Annotated in this window: 13 protein-coding genes; 12 read left to right on the top strand and 1 reads right to left on the bottom strand. The window is 71.1% G+C overall.

Annotated features, from left to right (window positions below; genetic code table 11):
• Positions 1-4: 4 nt before the first annotated feature.
• The gene (locus AY578_RS04360; protein WP_258902074.1) at positions 5-2,296 is read left to right on the top strand and encodes a TOMM precursor leader peptide-binding protein; all 2,292 of its coding nucleotides are present in this window, start codon (positions 5-7) and stop codon (positions 2,294-2,296) included.
• Positions 2,297-2,501: 205 nt separating this feature from the next.
• Positions 2,502-3,650 (top strand): sensor histidine kinase, encoded by a 1,149-nt coding sequence (locus AY578_RS04355; protein WP_052183291.1) that lies wholly within the window; start codon positions 2,502-2,504, stop codon positions 3,648-3,650.
• A 42-nt stretch (positions 3,651-3,692) separates the two neighbouring features.
• On the opposite strand, the gene AY578_RS04350 is transcribed toward AY578_RS04355, so the two are convergent.
• Positions 3,693-4,301 carry a response regulator gene (locus AY578_RS04350; protein ID WP_026243815.1) on the bottom strand — a complete coding sequence of 203 codons (609 nt, stop codon included), beginning with the start codon at positions 4,299-4,301 and terminating at the stop codon, positions 3,693-3,695.
• Between the two features lie 310 nt (positions 4,302-4,611).
• On the opposite strand from AY578_RS04350, the gene AY578_RS34000 reads away from it, so the two are divergent.
• From AY578_RS34000 to AY578_RS04305, 10 genes are all read left to right on the top strand, one after another.
• Positions 4,612-5,082: a multicopper oxidase domain-containing protein gene (locus tag AY578_RS34000; protein ID WP_106959434.1), complete on the top strand. Its 471-nt coding sequence runs from the start codon at positions 4,612-4,614 to the stop codon at positions 5,080-5,082.
• Between the two features lie 23 nt (positions 5,083-5,105).
• Entirely contained in the window at positions 5,106-6,380 is a 1,275-nt protein-coding gene (locus AY578_RS04345) for a nucleotide disphospho-sugar-binding domain-containing protein (protein WP_019524842.1), read from the top strand.
• A 9-nt stretch (positions 6,381-6,389) separates the two neighbouring features.
• Entirely contained in the window at positions 6,390-6,965 is a 576-nt protein-coding gene (locus tag AY578_RS04340; protein WP_019524841.1) for a dTDP-4-dehydrorhamnose 3,5-epimerase family protein, read from the top strand.
• Between the two features lie 43 nt (positions 6,966-7,008).
• Positions 7,009-8,175, top strand: a complete 1,167-nt coding sequence (locus AY578_RS04335) for a nucleotide disphospho-sugar-binding domain-containing protein (protein ID WP_019524840.1) — start codon at positions 7,009-7,011, stop codon at positions 8,173-8,175.
• Positions 8,176-8,266: 91 nt separating this feature from the next.
• Complete coding sequence (locus tag AY578_RS04330; RefSeq protein WP_019524839.1) at positions 8,267-9,331, top strand: glucose-1-phosphate thymidylyltransferase; 1,065 nt, start codon at positions 8,267-8,269, stop codon at positions 9,329-9,331.
• Positions 9,328-10,311, top strand: coding sequence for a dTDP-glucose 4,6-dehydratase (rfbB, locus tag AY578_RS04325; protein WP_136237402.1), 984 nt, complete (start codon positions 9,328-9,330; stop codon positions 10,309-10,311). Before AY578_RS04330 ends, rfbB begins: the two co-directional genes overlap by 4 nt.
• On the top strand, positions 10,308-11,258 hold the full coding sequence (locus AY578_RS04320) for an NAD-dependent epimerase/dehydratase family protein (protein ID WP_037953460.1): 951 nt from the start codon (positions 10,308-10,310) through the stop codon (positions 11,256-11,258). Before rfbB ends, AY578_RS04320 begins: the two co-directional genes overlap by 4 nt.
• Complete coding sequence (rfbH, locus tag AY578_RS04315) at positions 11,255-12,559, top strand: lipopolysaccharide biosynthesis protein RfbH (RefSeq protein ID WP_019524836.1); 1,305 nt, start codon at positions 11,255-11,257, stop codon at positions 12,557-12,559. The genes AY578_RS04320 and rfbH overlap by 4 nt, the downstream gene beginning before the upstream one ends.
• On the top strand, positions 12,556-13,950 hold the full coding sequence (locus tag AY578_RS04310) for an NDP-hexose 2,3-dehydratase family protein (protein WP_019524835.1): 1,395 nt from the start codon (positions 12,556-12,558) through the stop codon (positions 13,948-13,950). The genes rfbH and AY578_RS04310 overlap by 4 nt, the downstream gene beginning before the upstream one ends.
• A complete protein-coding gene (locus tag AY578_RS04305) occupies positions 13,947-14,945 on the top strand; it encodes a Gfo/Idh/MocA family protein (protein ID WP_028959837.1) in 999 nt (332 codons plus the stop codon). Before AY578_RS04310 ends, AY578_RS04305 begins: the two co-directional genes overlap by 4 nt.
• Positions 14,946-14,954 lie beyond the last annotated feature (9 nt).

Below are 14,954 nucleotides of genomic sequence, written 5' to 3'. Positions count from 1 at the left end.
GCTGGTGGGATTCAAACGGCATCTGCGGGCCGAGGTGGTGGCCGGTGATGCCACCTACCTGCTGTCCGAGTACGAGGTCACGGCGCTGCGTGCCAGAGGCCTGGAACAGCTGGCTCCGTTGCTCGACGGCACACGTGATCTGAGCGAACTGCAACGGGAGTTGGCGCCGACGATGTCGGCGTCCGACGTCGCCTCCCTCGTCGGCGCGTTGGGACGGGCGGGTCTTCTCCACACCCGCCGGTCCCGCGCCCCGGGCACCGGGGACCCGGCACTGGCCGCCTACTGGGACCTGGCCGGCGTGCCGGCCGACGAGCCCGCGGCCACGAAGGTGCGGGTGGAAACGGTGGGAGACGCCGATGCCACCGCCGTGCGTGAGGCCCTGCAGTCCGCGGGCCTCACGGTGCGGGAAACGGACGGCGCACCCACCACGTCCGGCACGTCCGGTGCCCGCACCGGAGCCGGGCTGACGGTGGTGGTCACCGACGACTACCTCATGCCGGAACTCGCCGAGGTGGACGCACGGCAGCGGCGGATCGAAGCTCCGTGGCTGCTGGTCAGACCGGACGGCGCGACGGCCTGGCTCGGGCCCGTCTTCCAGCCCGGTATGAACGCCTGCTGGCACTGCCTGGCCCACAGGCTGCGTGCCCACCGGGTCTCGGAGCAGCCGGTACGGCGTGCCCTGGGGCTCGCCGGCCCCGTGCCGCGGCCCAGGACCGCGCATCCTGCCGCCCGCGCCGCGGCTGCCCATCTGGCTGCTCTCGAGGCGGCCAAGTGGCTTGCCGGTCACCGGTATCCTGCACAGTCCTCGCTGCGTCTGCTCGCCGCACTCGACCTCGAGCTGACCGCCCATGACGTGCGACGGCGACCGCAGTGCCCGGCCTGCGGGGACCCCGGGCTGGTCGCCCGGCAGGTGAAGGCCCCGGTGCAGCTGCGTTCCCGGCCCAAAGCCGCGTTCGCCGGGGGCGGTCACCGCGCGCTCGCCCCGCAGCAGGTCCTGGAGCGCTACCGCCACCTCGTGGGCCCCGTCACCGGTGTGGTCAGCGGGATCCGCCGCGACGCGCGGGGCCCGGCCTTCCTCAACTGCTACACCTCGGGCCGCAATCTCGCCCTCGGCGGCTCCAGCCTCACCGAGCTGCGGGCCGGCCTGCGCGGCATCAGCGGCGGCAAGGGAGTGACCGCGCTCGACGCCGAGGTCAGCGCACTCTGCGAGGCCCTGGAACGGTACTCGGGCACCCTCCAGGGCGACGAACCCCGCGTCCGGGACAGCGCACGCGCCCTGGGGGAGGAGGTGATCACTCCTGACCGCTGCCTGCTCTTCGACCCACGGCAGTACGCCGACCGGCACCGCTGGAACGCTCGCAACGGCGCCTTCCAGCAGATCCCCGAACCGTTCGACGACACCGCGCAGGTGGACTGGACACCCGTCTGGTCGCTCACCGAGAAACGCCACCGGCTGCTGCCGACCGGTCTCCTCTACTTCGATCCGCGTTCCGACGCGGGCGTCAAGCCCGTCGCCGGAAGGCGGTTCGTCCGTGCGGACTCCAACGGCAGCGCTGCGGGCAGCAGTCTGGAGGATGCCGTCCTGCAGGGTTTCATGGAACTCGTCGAGCGGGACGCCGTGGCACTGTGGTGGTACAACCGCTCGGTCGTGCGGGGCGTCGACATCGCTGCCTTCGGCGACCGTTGGGCGCTGGAGCTGATCGACGCCTACCGTGGGCTGCGGCGCGAGGTCTGGGCCCTGGACCTCACCTCCGACCTCGGCATTCCGGTCTTCGCGGCGTTGTCACGCCGCATCGACCAGCCCGCCGAGGACATCATGTTCGGTTTCGGCGCCCACTTCGACCCGCACATCGCCCTGCGCCGGGCACTCACCGAGATGAACCAGCTTGTGCCGGCCGTGCTCGGTACCGGCTCCGGGAACGGCTACGCGGTCGACGATCCCGAGCTGCTGAGCTGGTGGCAGGGGGCGACGGTGGCCAACCAGCCCTATCTGCTCCCTGATCCGGTGGCCGAAGGGGTCGGCCCAGGGGCGTACCCGCACCGCCCGACGAGCGACCTGCGCGACGATCTGACGGCGGTGGAGGAACTGGTGCGCTCGCGTGGACTGGACCTCCTCGTGCTGGACCAGACCCGTCCGGACATCGGAATGCCCGTCGTGAAGGTCCTCGTTCCCGGACTGCGCCACTTCTGGGCGCGGTTCGCACCCGGCCGGCTCTTCGACGTCCCGGTGCTTCTGGGACGTACGCCGCAACCCACCGATTACCAGGACCTCAACCCGATTCCACTGTTCGTCTGATCATGGCCGTTGCGCAGGAAAACCAGCCGGAATAAAAAAGTCCGTAACTTACCCGAGGGAGGCATGACTTAGTATTGCGGCTGGCTTGAGGCATTGTGCTTCGACATGAGGGGGAGACATGGTCGAGGAGTCCAGGCAGCCGGATGTGACAATGCAGTTCTCGGCCCCCGTTTCCAGATGGCTGGACCTACCGCCCCGCCTGGCCATGGGCCTGTTGACCGCGGTGCTGAGCGGCTTCGGGGTCATGACCGTCCTCAACCTGGTGAGCACGCACGGCGGTCTGGCGGTCATGGCCGTCTCGCTCCTGCTGTTCTGCGGGGTCTTCCTCATCCAAGTCCTGCACTCCGCCCAGCGCACCCGGGCCTTCCGGGACCGCTACGGCCGGCTGACGCTGGGCCTGCAGGCTCTGTTGACCTTCACCCCGATGTGCCTGCTGGGCATGCTGTGGGGCGGCATGGCCGGATTCCTGGCCGGTTCCGTCCTGCTCGTCGTGCGGGGCAGGCTCTCCGGAGTGCTGTTCCTGCTGGTGGTGGCGGCGAACGGGGCCAGTGCGGCGCTGTCCGGACTCGGCGCGGTGGACATCGCCTACGTGGTGCTGTCCACCGCGCTCACCGGACTTGTCGTTTTCGCCACCACCCGCCTGGTCGACCTGATCACGGAACTCGAACGCCGACGGGCGGAGAGTGCCTGGGTCGCCGTCACGGAGGAACGCCTGCGGATCGCCCGTGACCTGCACGACCTGCTCGGCTACAGCCTGTCCGCCATCACGCTCAAGAGCGAGCTGGTCCACCGGCTGATCGGGCTGCACGACGACCGGGCCCGCACCGAACTCGGCGAGGTCCTGGAGATATCACGCGAGGCACTGGCGGACGTGCGGGCCGTGGCCCGCGGCTATCGCGAGGTGCTTTTCGCCGACGAACTCGTCTCCGTGCGCAAGGTGCTGGCCGCGGCAGACGTCGAGTGCGTCGTGGAGGAGGCCGCGGTCGGCACCTTGGGCCGGCAGATCAACACCGTCCTGGCCACCGTGCTGCGCGAGGCGGTGACCAACCTGCTCCGTCACACCAGCGCCAAGCGGTGCACCATCCGCCTCAGGCGCTACGGCGCCACCGTCCAACTCGCCGTGGACAACGACGGCGTGCGGCCGGAGAAGGCCGGAGCCCGCCGTCACGGCAGCGGGCTGGACAACCTGTCGGAACGGGTGTCGCGGGCGGGCGGCACGCTCACCACGCTGTTCGACAGCGACGGCTGGTTCCGTCTCATGGTCGAGTGCCCGACGGCCGATCCGGATTCCACCCGCGATGTGCCCCACCCGGTTCCGGAACACAGTCCGTCCATCGTCCGGTGCGGCAGCTGAGACGGTGCCCGGCCGCGTGGGCCGGCGCGGGCACCGTACCGGTCAGAGCCAGCCGGCCGTTCGCGCTATCCGTACCGCGTCCAGCCGGTTACGCGCGTTGAGCTTGGTGACGATGCTCGTGAGGTAGTTGCGGACAGTGCCGGCGGACAGGTGCAGTTGCTTCGCGATCTGGGTGATCTCGGATCCTTCGGCGGCGAGCCGGAGCACCGTCAGCTCACGTGGCGTCAAGGGCTGTTCGCGTTCGTTCTGCCAGGCCGAGACCGCCAGTTGCGGTGCCACGACCAGGTGGCCCGTAGCCACTTTCCTGATGGCCGCAGCGAGTTCGTGCGGTGGTGCGTCCTTGAGCAAGTAGCCACCGACCTGGGCCGCCATCGCCCGGCGCAGGGCTCCCGGCTGGTCGAGGCTGGTGAGGATCAGAATCCGGCAGTCCGGCAGCCGCGCGCGCAGCTCTCCCGCCGCCGTGATTCCGTCCGTGCCCGGCAGATCGACGTCGATGATGGCGACGTCCGGCCGGTGCTTCGCAGCCTCGGTGAGTATGTCGTCACCCCGCTCCACCTGCGACACGACGCGTATGTCGGGCTCCAGGCCTAACAGCGCCACCAGTGCGCCTCGAACCATGTGCATGTCCTCTGCGAGGAGTACACGGATCAATGCATCCCCCTTCCTGTGCCTGAAAGCATAGAAAGTTTGTGCGGTCGTGGTGGGCCAGAAGCTGCACGGCGTCCTTCGATCACCTGCCCCAAGCCCACTCATGGCTGGATTTCACACCACAACCGACCGCTCCCGGCGGTCCTCCCGGACCTCCGAACCGGCCCGAGCGTCTGTCGAGCGGCAGTTGAGCCGAGCCGCCTAGCTTCCCGGCTGTGAAGCCGAACCGCAGAAAACTCCCGAAGGCCGCCAGTCGTCGGCGGCGCGGTCGCCCTCGTCCCGGCGGGGCGCGCCCTGGCGGGACGGCCCGGCGGTGAGGCCGAGGCGCATCCGGCCGTCGCGCGGGCCGGCCATCACGCGCACGGCGCCCCCGCCGCGGCCGTCACCCGGCGGTCAGACCTCTGCACCATGCGGATGCGCGAGACGGAGGTCGAGATCGTCCGCGGGCTCAGGACCCGGTGCGCACCTACGACGGCGACTTCCCCGGACCGACCCCACCGCGGGCAGCCACGAGATCTGGACCGTCACCAACGGCGACGCACCGACACCACCGCCCGACGTCCGCATCCACCTGGTGCGGTTCGGGGTGCTCGAGCGCAACGGCAGGCCGGTCGGGCCGGAGAGGCCGGGCTCAAGGACACCGTGGCCGGCGCCGGGGGAGACGGCGCGGATCGCGATGACCTGGGGCCGGTGCGACGGCCGGTTCGTCCACCACTGCCACCAGCTCGGCCACGCGTCGGCCGGCCGGACGGGCCGCGTCGACGTCAAGAAGCGTACCCACTGAAGCCTGTGTGAAAGGAGGGGCCCATGCGGGTCCTGTTCTCGATCTTTCCGGGCGCGGCGCACCTGTACCCCGTCGTCCCGCTCGCCAGGGCCCTGCTGGGCGCCGGCCACGAGGTGCGGGTCGCCAGCCACCCCGAGATGACCGACGCGATCACCGCCGCCGGCCTGATGGCCGTCGTGGTCGGAGCACCTGTGGACGTACCCACGCTGGTGCAGGCCTCGGCCGCCGACGCCCGCCTCGACCGGGTCGCGGACATGCTCGACATAGCCCCGGGCGATCCCGGCAACCGCCGCAACGTCATCCGCTACTACATGCTGGCCGGCTTCTCCCTCTACCACCCGGCCCAGGTTCCGGCCGGCGAGCGGACGGCGACCGACGACCTCGTCGACTTCGCCCGAGCCTGGCAGCCCGACCTGGTGCTGTGGGACCCGCTGAGCTTCGCCGCACCGATCGCCGCCCGGGCCGCCGGGGCCGCGCACGCCCGGGTGCTGTGGGGACTCGACTACTTCGGCTGGATGCGCTCCTCCGCCAACCGGCGGCTGTGGCAGCCCGGTTCCGACCCGCTGGCCGAGGCGGCGCAGCCGACACTGGAGCGCCACGGGCAGGACGTCACCGAGGAAGCGCTGCTCGGCCAGTGGAGCATCGACCTGATGCCCGCCCGGATGCGGCTGACCGACGAAGTCCGCTACCTGCCGGTGCGTCGCGTCCCCTACACCGGGGCGGCGCCCGTGCCCGACTGGCTGTACGGTCCCGCCGAGCGCCCCCGTGTCTGCCTCACCCTGGGCGTCAGCACCCGCAAGATGTTCGCGGAGGAAGCGGGGTTCCCCCTGTCGGAGCTGCTGGAGATGGCCGACGGGCAGGACCTCGAACTGGTCGCCACCCTGGACCGGGATCAGCTGGCCTCCGTGCGCCGCATCCCCGACAACGTCCGCACCATCGACTACCTCCCTCTGGACCTGCTGCTGCCGACCACCTCCGCGATCGTCCACCACGGCAGTGTCGGCACGTTCGGCGTCGCCGCCGCCCACCGGGTGCCGCAGCTCATCACCCCGGTCGAGGGCGGCGACGGGGTGGTCGTCGCCCGGTACCTGGAGGAACGCGGAGCCGGACTGGCCACGGAAACCGGCGAGTTCACCGCCCAGGAACTGCAGAAACTGCTCACCCGGCTGCTGCAGGAACCCTCGTTCCGGGCCGGTGCCGACGCCCTGTACGCGGACGCGTTGGCCACGCCCAGCCCCAACGACGTCGTCCCGGCGCTGGAGGAACTGACCGCACTGCACCGCCGCCGGAGGGGGTGACATCGGCCCATGCGGTTCACCGAACTCGCGGTGCCCGGCGCGTACGTCGCCACACCGCGGCAGATCCCCGACGAGCGCGGCAGCTTCTTCGAACTGCTGCGCACCGAGGAACTGTCGCGGGTGACGGGCGGTCCCTTCGAGCCCCGTCAGGTCAACTTCTCGGTCTCCCGCCGCAACACCCTGCGCGGCATCCACAGCGTGACCGTCCCGCCGGGTCAGGCCAAGTACGTCACCTGCGTGCGCGGCGCGCTGCGTGACATCGTCGTCGACCTGCGCGTCGGCTCCCCGCACTACGGGACGTACGCCGTCAACCACCTCACCGCAGAGTCGGGGCGATGCGTGTACGTCCCCGAGGGCGTCGGCCACGGCTTCCTCGCCCTCACCGACGACGCCACCATCTGCTACATCCTGTCGACCAGCCACGTCCCCGGCACCCAGATCGACATCAACCCGCTCGACCCGGACCTGGCGCTGCCCTGGGGCTTCACCGAACCGCCCCTGCTGTCGCCGAAGGACGCCGCCGCGCCCACCGCGGCCGCCGCGGCCGCCGCCGGACTGCTCGCCACCTGGCAGCCGGTCTCCTGAGCCGCACGCACCGTACCCCCGACCGCACACCGCAGGAGTGTCCATGCGCGTCCTGATCATCAGCACCCCGGTCTCCAGCCATCTGTCCCCCATGGTTCCGCTGGCCTGGGCGCTGCGGGCGGCCGGCCACGACGTCCTCGTGATCGGCCAGCCGGACGTGATGGGCATGGCCGCCTCCGCCGGGCTCAACGCCGTCAGAGTGGGGGAGCGGTTCCAGGTCGAGGAGGTGCTCAAGGAGAACCTCAAGGACGGCGAACGCCTCGTCGAGTCACACACCGAACCCGAACCGGAGGTGATGGACAACTACTTCGACCTCTGGTTCGGACACCAGCGCACGATGCTGCCGCAGTACCTCGACTTCGCCCGCGCCTTCCGGCCCCACCTGCTCGTCTGCGACCTGCTCGAGTACAGCGCGCCGGTCATCGGCGCCCTGCTGGGCGTGCCCGTGGTCCGGCACCGCTGGAGCGTGGACTTCCTCACCGGCTTCGTACGGCCCCAGGCCCGCACCGCGCTGCATGACACCTGCCGGGAACTCGGGCTGGACGCGCTGCCCGACCCCACGCTCGTACTGGACCCGTGCCCGCCGACCCTGCAACTGCCGGACGCCGAACCGGGCACCCCGATCCGGGCCGTGCCGTTCAACGGCAACGGGCAGCTGCCCGAGTGGCGGCGGCAGGAGTGGGGGGCCGAGCGGCCGGTACGCCGGGTGGCCGTGTCCCTGGGCCTGCGCACGCTCCAGCTCAACGGGGTGCCGCACGTCCGCCGCATCCTGCGGGCCTTCGAGGGACTGGCGGACACCGAGGCGGTCGCCACCGTCGAGCCGGAGTTCCACGAGGCCGTCGGACCGCTGCCGGCCAACGTGCGGATGATCGACCCGATCCCCCTGCACCTGCTGTTCGGCGGCTGCGACGCGGTCGTCCACCACGGCGGCGCGGGAACCACCATGACCTCGATCGCCTTCGGCCTGCCGCAGCTGGTCCTGCCGCAGCTCGCCGACATGTTCGCCACCGGCGAGCGGCTCGCCGCCCGAGGGGCGGCCGTCACCGTCCCCGAGGCTGCCCGGCAGGACGACCCCGAGGAGTTGCACAAGGCACTCGTCACCGTGCTCGACGAGCCTGGCCACACGGTTGCGGCCCGGGAGCTGCGTGCCGAGACGGAACGGATGCCCACCCCCGCACAGGTGGTCGGCGACTTGGAACGGCTGGTGTGAAGCGGGGCTCGAGGACGACTCCAGCCGCTTCGCCGACGCTCGCCAGGTGAGCCGGACGAAGCGGATGCCATCCCAGCAGAGAGGACCTTCGATGAAGGCTCTGGTGTTGTCGGGCGGGGCGGGTACCCGCCTGCGGCCGTTCAGCTACTCGATGCCCAAACAGCTTATTCCGATCGTCAACAAGCCCGTGCTCGAACACGTCCTGGACAACATCCGGGACCTCGGCGTCAAGGAGATCGGCGTCATCGTCGGTGACCGGGCAGCGCAGATCGCGGCCGTCATCGGCGACGGCTCCCGACTCGGCGTGCGTGTCACCTACATCCCCCAGGACGCCCCGCGCGGCCTGGCCCACACGGTGGCCATCGCCCGGGACTTCCTGGGCGACGACGACTTCGTGATGTACCTGGGCGACAACATGCTCCACGACGGGATCACCGCGATCGCCGAGGAGTTCGCCGTCGGGCGGCCGGCAGCGCAGATCGTGGTGCACCCGGTGCCCGACCCCCGCCAGTTCGGCGTGGCCGAGCTGGCCGCCGACGGCTCGGTGGTGCGGCTAGTGGAGAAGCCGCAGGAGCCCCGCAGCGATCTGGCCCTGATCGGCGTCTACTTCTTCACCCCGGCCATCCATGCCGCCGTGGCCGCCATCGAACCCAGCGCCCGCGGCGAGCTGGAGATCACCGACGCCATCCAGCTGCTGGTGGAGCAGGGCGCGACCGTCAAGGCCAGCCAGTACCACGGCTACTGGGCAGACACCGGCCGCGTGGACGACGTACTGGAGTGCAACCGCAAGCTCCTCGACGGGCTCACCCGCCGCGTCGAGGGAGAAGTGGACTCCGCGAGCGAGCTCGTGGGGGCCGTGGTGGTCGAGGCGGGCGCGCGTGTGGTCGGCTCCCGGATCGAGGGCCCGGCCGTGATCGGCGTCGGCAGTCTCGTGGAGGACAGCCATATCGGTCCGCACACGAGCATCGGCCGCGACTGCGTCCTGCGCAGCACACGCTTGGAGTACTCCATCACCCTGGACGGCGCCACCGTCACCGAGGTCCGCGGACTGCACGGCTCGCTCATCGGCCGGTCCGCCTCCGTCGGACCGGCCGCCGGGGCCGGCCAGCACCGTCTCGTCGTCGGCGACCACACGAGGGTCGAGGTGGCGGCATGAGAATCCTGGTCACCGGCGGAGCCGGGTTCATCGGCTCGCACTACGTCCGGACCGTCCTCGAGGGCGGATACGCGGGCTACGAGGACGCCGAGGTCACCGTCCTCGACAAGCTGACCTACGCGGGCAACCGCGCCAACCTCCCGGACCGGCACCCGCGGCTCGACTTCGTTCGCGGCGACATCTGCAACCTGCCCCTGCTGCTCGATCTGCTCCCAGGGCACGACGCCGTGCTCAACTTCGCCGCGGAGTCGCACGTCGACCGCTCGCTGGAGGCCGCGGCCGACTTCGTACGGACGAACGTCGTCGGTGCGCAGACCGTCCTGGAGGCCTGCCTGCGCACCGGGGTGGAGCGGGTGGTCCACATCTCCACCGACGAGGTGTACGGCTCCATCGCCGAGGGTTCGTGGACCGAGGACTGGCCGCTGCTGCCCAACACGCCCTACGCCGCCTCCAAGGCGGCCGCGGAGATGATCGCCCGCTCCTACTGGCGGACCCACGGGCTGAACCTGTCCGTCACCCGCTGTTCCAACAACTACGGCCCCTACCAGCACCCGGAGAAGCTCATCCCGCTCTTCGTCACCAACCTGCTCGAGGGCCGGCACGTTCCGCTCTACGGCGACGGCCGCAACATCCGCGAGTGGCTGCACGTCGACGACCACTGCCGGGCGGTCCAGCTGGTCCTCACCCGGGGCCGCTCCGGCGAGGTCTACAACGTCGGCGGCGGCAACGAGCAGACCAACATCTCCATCACCCAGCGCCTGCTCGACCTGTGCGGCGCCGAGGCCTCCCTGATCCGCCACGTCGCCGACCGCAAGGGTCACGACCTGCGCTACTCCATCACCGACACCAAGATCCGCCAGGAGCTGGGCTACGAGCCGGGGATCTCCTTCGAACAGGGGCTCGCGGACACCGTCGCCTGGTACCGCGACAACCCCGACTGGTGGAAGGCCGCCAAGCACCGGCAGGGCGGCGACGCGTGAACGTCGTCGTCCTCGGCGCGAGCGGCTTCCTCGGCCGGCACGTCTGCCACGCCCTGCGGGAGGCCGGCGAACAGGTCGTGGCCGTCCCCGGCCGCGGTCCCGGCGGCCTCGACCTGCTCACCGCAGGTTCGGAACGGATCGCGGCACTGGTCACCGAGGCAGGCGCCGACGCCGTCGTCAACGCCGCCGGCCGGGCCTGGAATGCCGACGAGCGCGAGATGCACGCCGGCAACGCGGAGCTGCCCGCCGTGGTGGCACACGCCCTCGCCCTGACGCCTCGGCCGCCCCGTACGGTCCAGCTCGGCAGCGTGCACGAGTACGGCGCCGGGACCGCCGGCGCGTCCACCCACGAGAGCAGCGAGCCCCAGCCGGTCACCCCGTACGGCCGGACCAAACTGCTCGGCACGCTGGCCGTACTGGACGCCTCCCGGGCCGGCGGGCCGCCCGCGGTGGTGCTGCGGATCGCCAACGTCTGCGGTCCCGGTACCCATCCGGGCAGCCTGCTGGGCTCGGTGGCGGCCCGGCTGGCCGGCCCGGTCCGCGACCGCCCCCTCTCCTCAGGCCCGGCCGAGCTGCGGCTTCCGGCGCTGCGCGCCTGGCGCGACTTCGTGGACGTACGGGACGTCGCGGACGCCGTGGTGCGGGCGGTGCGGGCGGACGCCGGCGACGTGGTCGGTGAAGTGATCAACATCGGCAGCGGTACGGCGGTCCACACCCGGGAGCTGGTGCACCGACTGGTCGCCCTCAGCGAACTTCCCGTCCGGATCGTCGAGGAGACACCGTCCGGCGGCCACGCCCGCTCCGACACGGAGTGGCTCCAGCTGGACGTCGCGCGCGCCGCCAACGTGCTCGGCTGGGAACCGCGCCGCTCGTTGGACCAATCGCTGCGGGACCTCCTCGCGGCTGTATCACCACCCATCAGTACGCCAGGAAGGAACCGGAGATGAGCGACCACAGGGCGCTTGTGCTGGACGAGGTCCGCAAGTACCACCAGGAGCAGCAGAGGGACGCCGGCTTCGTCCCCGGCGTCACCGAGATCTGGCCGTCCGGTGCCGTGCTGGACGCGGAGGACCGCGTCGCCCTAGTGGAAGCCGCGCTCGAGATGCGGATCGCGGCGGGACGCAGCTCACGCAAGTTCGAGTCGGCCTTCGCCCGCCGGCTCAAGCGCCGCAAGGCGCACCTGACGAACTCGGGCTCGTCGGCCAACCTGCTCGCGGTCTCCGCGCTCACCTCCCACCTGCTGGAGGACCGTCGGCTGCGGCCGGGCGACGAGGTCATCACCGTGGCCGCGGGCTTCCCCACCACGGTCAATCCGATTCTGCAGAATGGGCTCGTGCCGGTCTTCGTCGACGTCGATCTCGCCACGTACAACACGACCGCCGACCGGGTGGCGCAGGCGATCGGCCCCAGGACCCGGGCGATCATCATCGCGCACGCGCTGGGCAACCCCTTCGAGGTCGCCGGGATCGCCGAACTCGCCGCCGAGCACGAGCTGTTCCTCATCGAGGACAACTGCGACGCGGTCGGCTCCACCTACGACGGCAGACTCACCGGCACCTTCGGCGACCTGACCACCGTCAGCTTCTACCCGGCGCACCACCTGACGATGGGGGAGGGCGGCTGTGTCCTCACCTCGAACCTCGCGCTGGCCCGGATCGTGGAGTCGCTGCGCGACTGGGGCCGGGACTGCTGGTGCGAGCCGGGCGAGAACGACAAGTGCCTCAAGCGTTTCCAGTACCAGATGGGAACGCTGCCGGCCGGCTACGACCACAAGTACATCTTCTCGCACGTCGGCTACAACCTGAAGGCGACCGACCTCCAGGCCGCGCTCGGCCTGACCCAGCTGGCCAAGCTGGACGACTTCATCGACGCCCGCAAGCGCAACTGGCAGCGGCTACGAGACGGACTGCGGGACGTGCCCCACCTACTGCTGCCTGAGGCGACCCCGAACAGCGACCCCAGCTGGTTCGGTTTCGTGATCACCGTGGCCCCCGACGCACCCTTCACCCGGGCCGCGCTGGTCAACTTCCTGGAGAGCCGCCGGATCGGCACGCGCCGGCTGTTCGCGGGGAACCTCACCCGCCATCCCGCCTACGTCGACCAGCCGCACCGCGTGGTCGGCGACCTCACCAACAGCGACATCATCACCGACCAGACCTTCTGGGTCGGCGTCTACCCCGGGCTGACCGACGAGATGCTCGACTACGTCATCGGCTCGGTCAAGGAGTTCGTGGAGGCCACCGGATGACCGCCGCGACCAGGCCCCGCACCCGGACCGTCCCGCGCGAGGACGGCGGCGGACTGGCCGCCCGCCTGGCCCGCTCGGCCCAGGCCGCCGTCGGCGCCCCGCCCGGGCCCGAGGACGTCCGCGCGTGGCTCGACGAGCGGACCCGCGCGTCGAAGTTCAGCGTCGAGCGGATCCCGTTCACCGCCCTGGACGGTTGGTCGTTCGATCCACGCACCGGTGACCTCGGGCATCGCAGCGGGAAGTTCTTCACCGTCCACGGGTTGCACGTCATCCACGCCGACGGCCCGTTCCCGGCCTGGCAGCAGCCCATCATCAACCAGCCCGAGGTCGGCATCCTCGGCATCCTGGCCAAGGAGTTCGACGGCGTCCTGCACTTCCTCATGCAGGCGAAGATGGAACCCGGCAACCCCAACCTGCTCCAGCTCTCGCCGACGGTCCAGGCCACCCGCAGCAATTACACCAAGGTGCACCGTGGGGCCGACGTGAAGTACCTCGAGCACTTCACCCGGCCCGCATCCGGCAGGATCCTCGCGGACGCGCTCCAGTCCGAGCACGGCTCCTGGTTCCTGCACAAGAGCAACCGCAACATGGTGGTCGAGACGGACGGCGAGGTCCCGCTGCACGACGACTTCTGCTGGCTGACCCTCGGTCAGATCAATGCCCTGCTCGGCGAGTCCGGCGTGATCAACATGGACGCGCGCACCGTGCTGTCCTGCCTGCCGGTGGCGGGCGCGCCGTACGCCCTGCACTCCGACACCGAGCTGCTGTCCTGGTTCACCTCCGAGCGCGCCCGGCACGACATCCGCGCCGAGCGCATCCCGCTCAGGGAGACGTCCGGCTGGGTCCAGGGTGACCACTCCGTCGACCACGAGGACGGACGCTACTTCCGGGTCGTCGCCGTCGCCGTGGAGGCGGGCAACCGCGAGGTGTCCCGCTGGAGCCAGCCGCTGTTCGAACCGGTCGGGCGCGGTGTCACCGCGTTCCTGACCCGCGAGATCGACGGCGTCCGCCACGTCCTGGCCCACGCCCGAGTGGAAGGCGGTTTCCTCGACACCGTCGAACTCGGGCCCACCGTCCAGTGCACTCCCGAGAACTACGCACAGCTCCACGGCGGTGAACGGCCGCCCTACCTGGACCTGGTCCTCGCCGCCGGCCCCGACCGGATCCGCTACGAGGCCGTGCACTCCGAAGAGGGCGGCCGGTTCCTCCACGCCGAGAGCCGCTACCTGCTCGTCGACGCCGACGACACGGACGCACCCCTCGACCCCCCGGCCGGCTACCGCTGGGTGACACCGGGGCAGCTCACCTCGCTGGTTCGGCACGGCCACTACGTCAACGTCCAGGCGCGCACCCTGCTCGCCTGCCTCAACGCCACGGCGGACCGGCCGTGACCGGCGCACCGCACACCGGCCGGCCGCTACGGGTCGGACTCCTCGGCTGCGCCGACGTCGCCCTGCGCCGGATGCTGCCCGCCATGGTGGCCCACCCCGAAATCGAGGTCACGGTGATCGGCAGCCGGGACGCCGCCCGCGCGAAGGCCTCGGCGGACCGTTTCGGCGGCCGCCCCGTCACCGGGTACGAGGACGTCGTCGCGGCCGACGACGTGGACGCCGTGTACGCACCCGTACCGGCCTCCCTGCACGCCACCTGGGTGGAGGCGGCGCTGCGGGCGGGCAAGCACGTCCTGGCCGAGAAACCCCTCACCACCGACCTGGCGAGCACCCGCCGCCTGCTCGACCTCGCCCGCGACCGCGGTCTGGCCCTGGTGGAGAACGTCATGTTCGTCCACCACACACAGCACCGGGCCGTACGCGAACTGCTCGACTCGGCGGTTATCGGTGAACTGCGTGCACTGCACGCGGTGTTCACCATCCCCCAGCCGCCCCCTCAGGACATCAGGCACCGCCCCGACCTCGGCGGCGGCGCCCTGTGGGACGTGGGCGTCTACCCCCTGCGCGCGGCCCTGCACTTCCTCGGGCCCGCCCTCACGGTTGCCGGCGCCGTGCTCTCCCGCGGAGCCGGCCACCAGGTCGACACAGCGGGCGCCGTCGTGCTGCGCACCCCGCAGGGCATCACCGCCCAGCTCTCCTTCGGCATGGCGCACGCCTACCGCAGCAGCTACGAACTCCACGGCAGCGAGGGCCGCATCATCGTGGAGCGGGCCTACACCCCGCCCTCCGACCACGTCCCGCTCGTCCGCCTCGAGTCCGCAGCGGGCGCCAGGACGCTCCGACTGGCACCCGACGACCAGGTCACGGCCACCTTGACCGCCTTCGTCGCCGCCGTACGCGCCCGGGCGCAGCCCGACCCGGCCGTCCTGAGGCTGGCCCAACTTCTCGAACAAGTACGCCACTTCGCTCCACCCACGACAGCGGCCCGCGGCTGACCGCCCGGC

The sequence above is a fragment of the Streptomyces thermocarboxydus genome (assembly GCF_024760485.1).
Classification (GTDB): Bacteria; Actinomycetota; Actinomycetes; order Streptomycetales; family Streptomycetaceae; genus Streptomyces; species Streptomyces cellulosae.
The sequence above is the reverse complement of the archived record's forward strand: the minus strand, read 5'-3'. Positions and strand labels throughout refer to the sequence as shown.

Coding starts and splice junctions, on each gene's coding strand:
- AY578_RS04345 (WP_019524842.1), top strand. CDS start 5,106: ATGCGGGTCCTGTTCTCGATCTTTCCGGGCGCGGCGCACCTGTACCCC.
- AY578_RS04310 (WP_019524835.1), top strand. CDS start 12,556: ATGACCGCCGCGACCAGGCCCCGCACCCGGACCGTCCCGCGCGAGGAC.
- rfbB (WP_136237402.1), top strand. CDS start 9,328: ATGAGAATCCTGGTCACCGGCGGAGCCGGGTTCATCGGCTCGCACTAC.
- AY578_RS04330 (WP_019524839.1), top strand. CDS start 8,267: ATGAAGGCTCTGGTGTTGTCGGGCGGGGCGGGTACCCGCCTGCGGCCG.
- rfbH (WP_019524836.1), top strand. CDS start 11,255: ATGAGCGACCACAGGGCGCTTGTGCTGGACGAGGTCCGCAAGTACCAC.
- AY578_RS04355 (WP_052183291.1), top strand. CDS start 2,502: ATGGGCCTGTTGACCGCGGTGCTGAGCGGCTTCGGGGTCATGACCGTC.
- AY578_RS04335 (WP_019524840.1), top strand. CDS start 7,009: ATGCGCGTCCTGATCATCAGCACCCCGGTCTCCAGCCATCTGTCCCCC.
- AY578_RS04340 (WP_019524841.1), top strand. CDS start 6,390: ATGCGGTTCACCGAACTCGCGGTGCCCGGCGCGTACGTCGCCACACCG.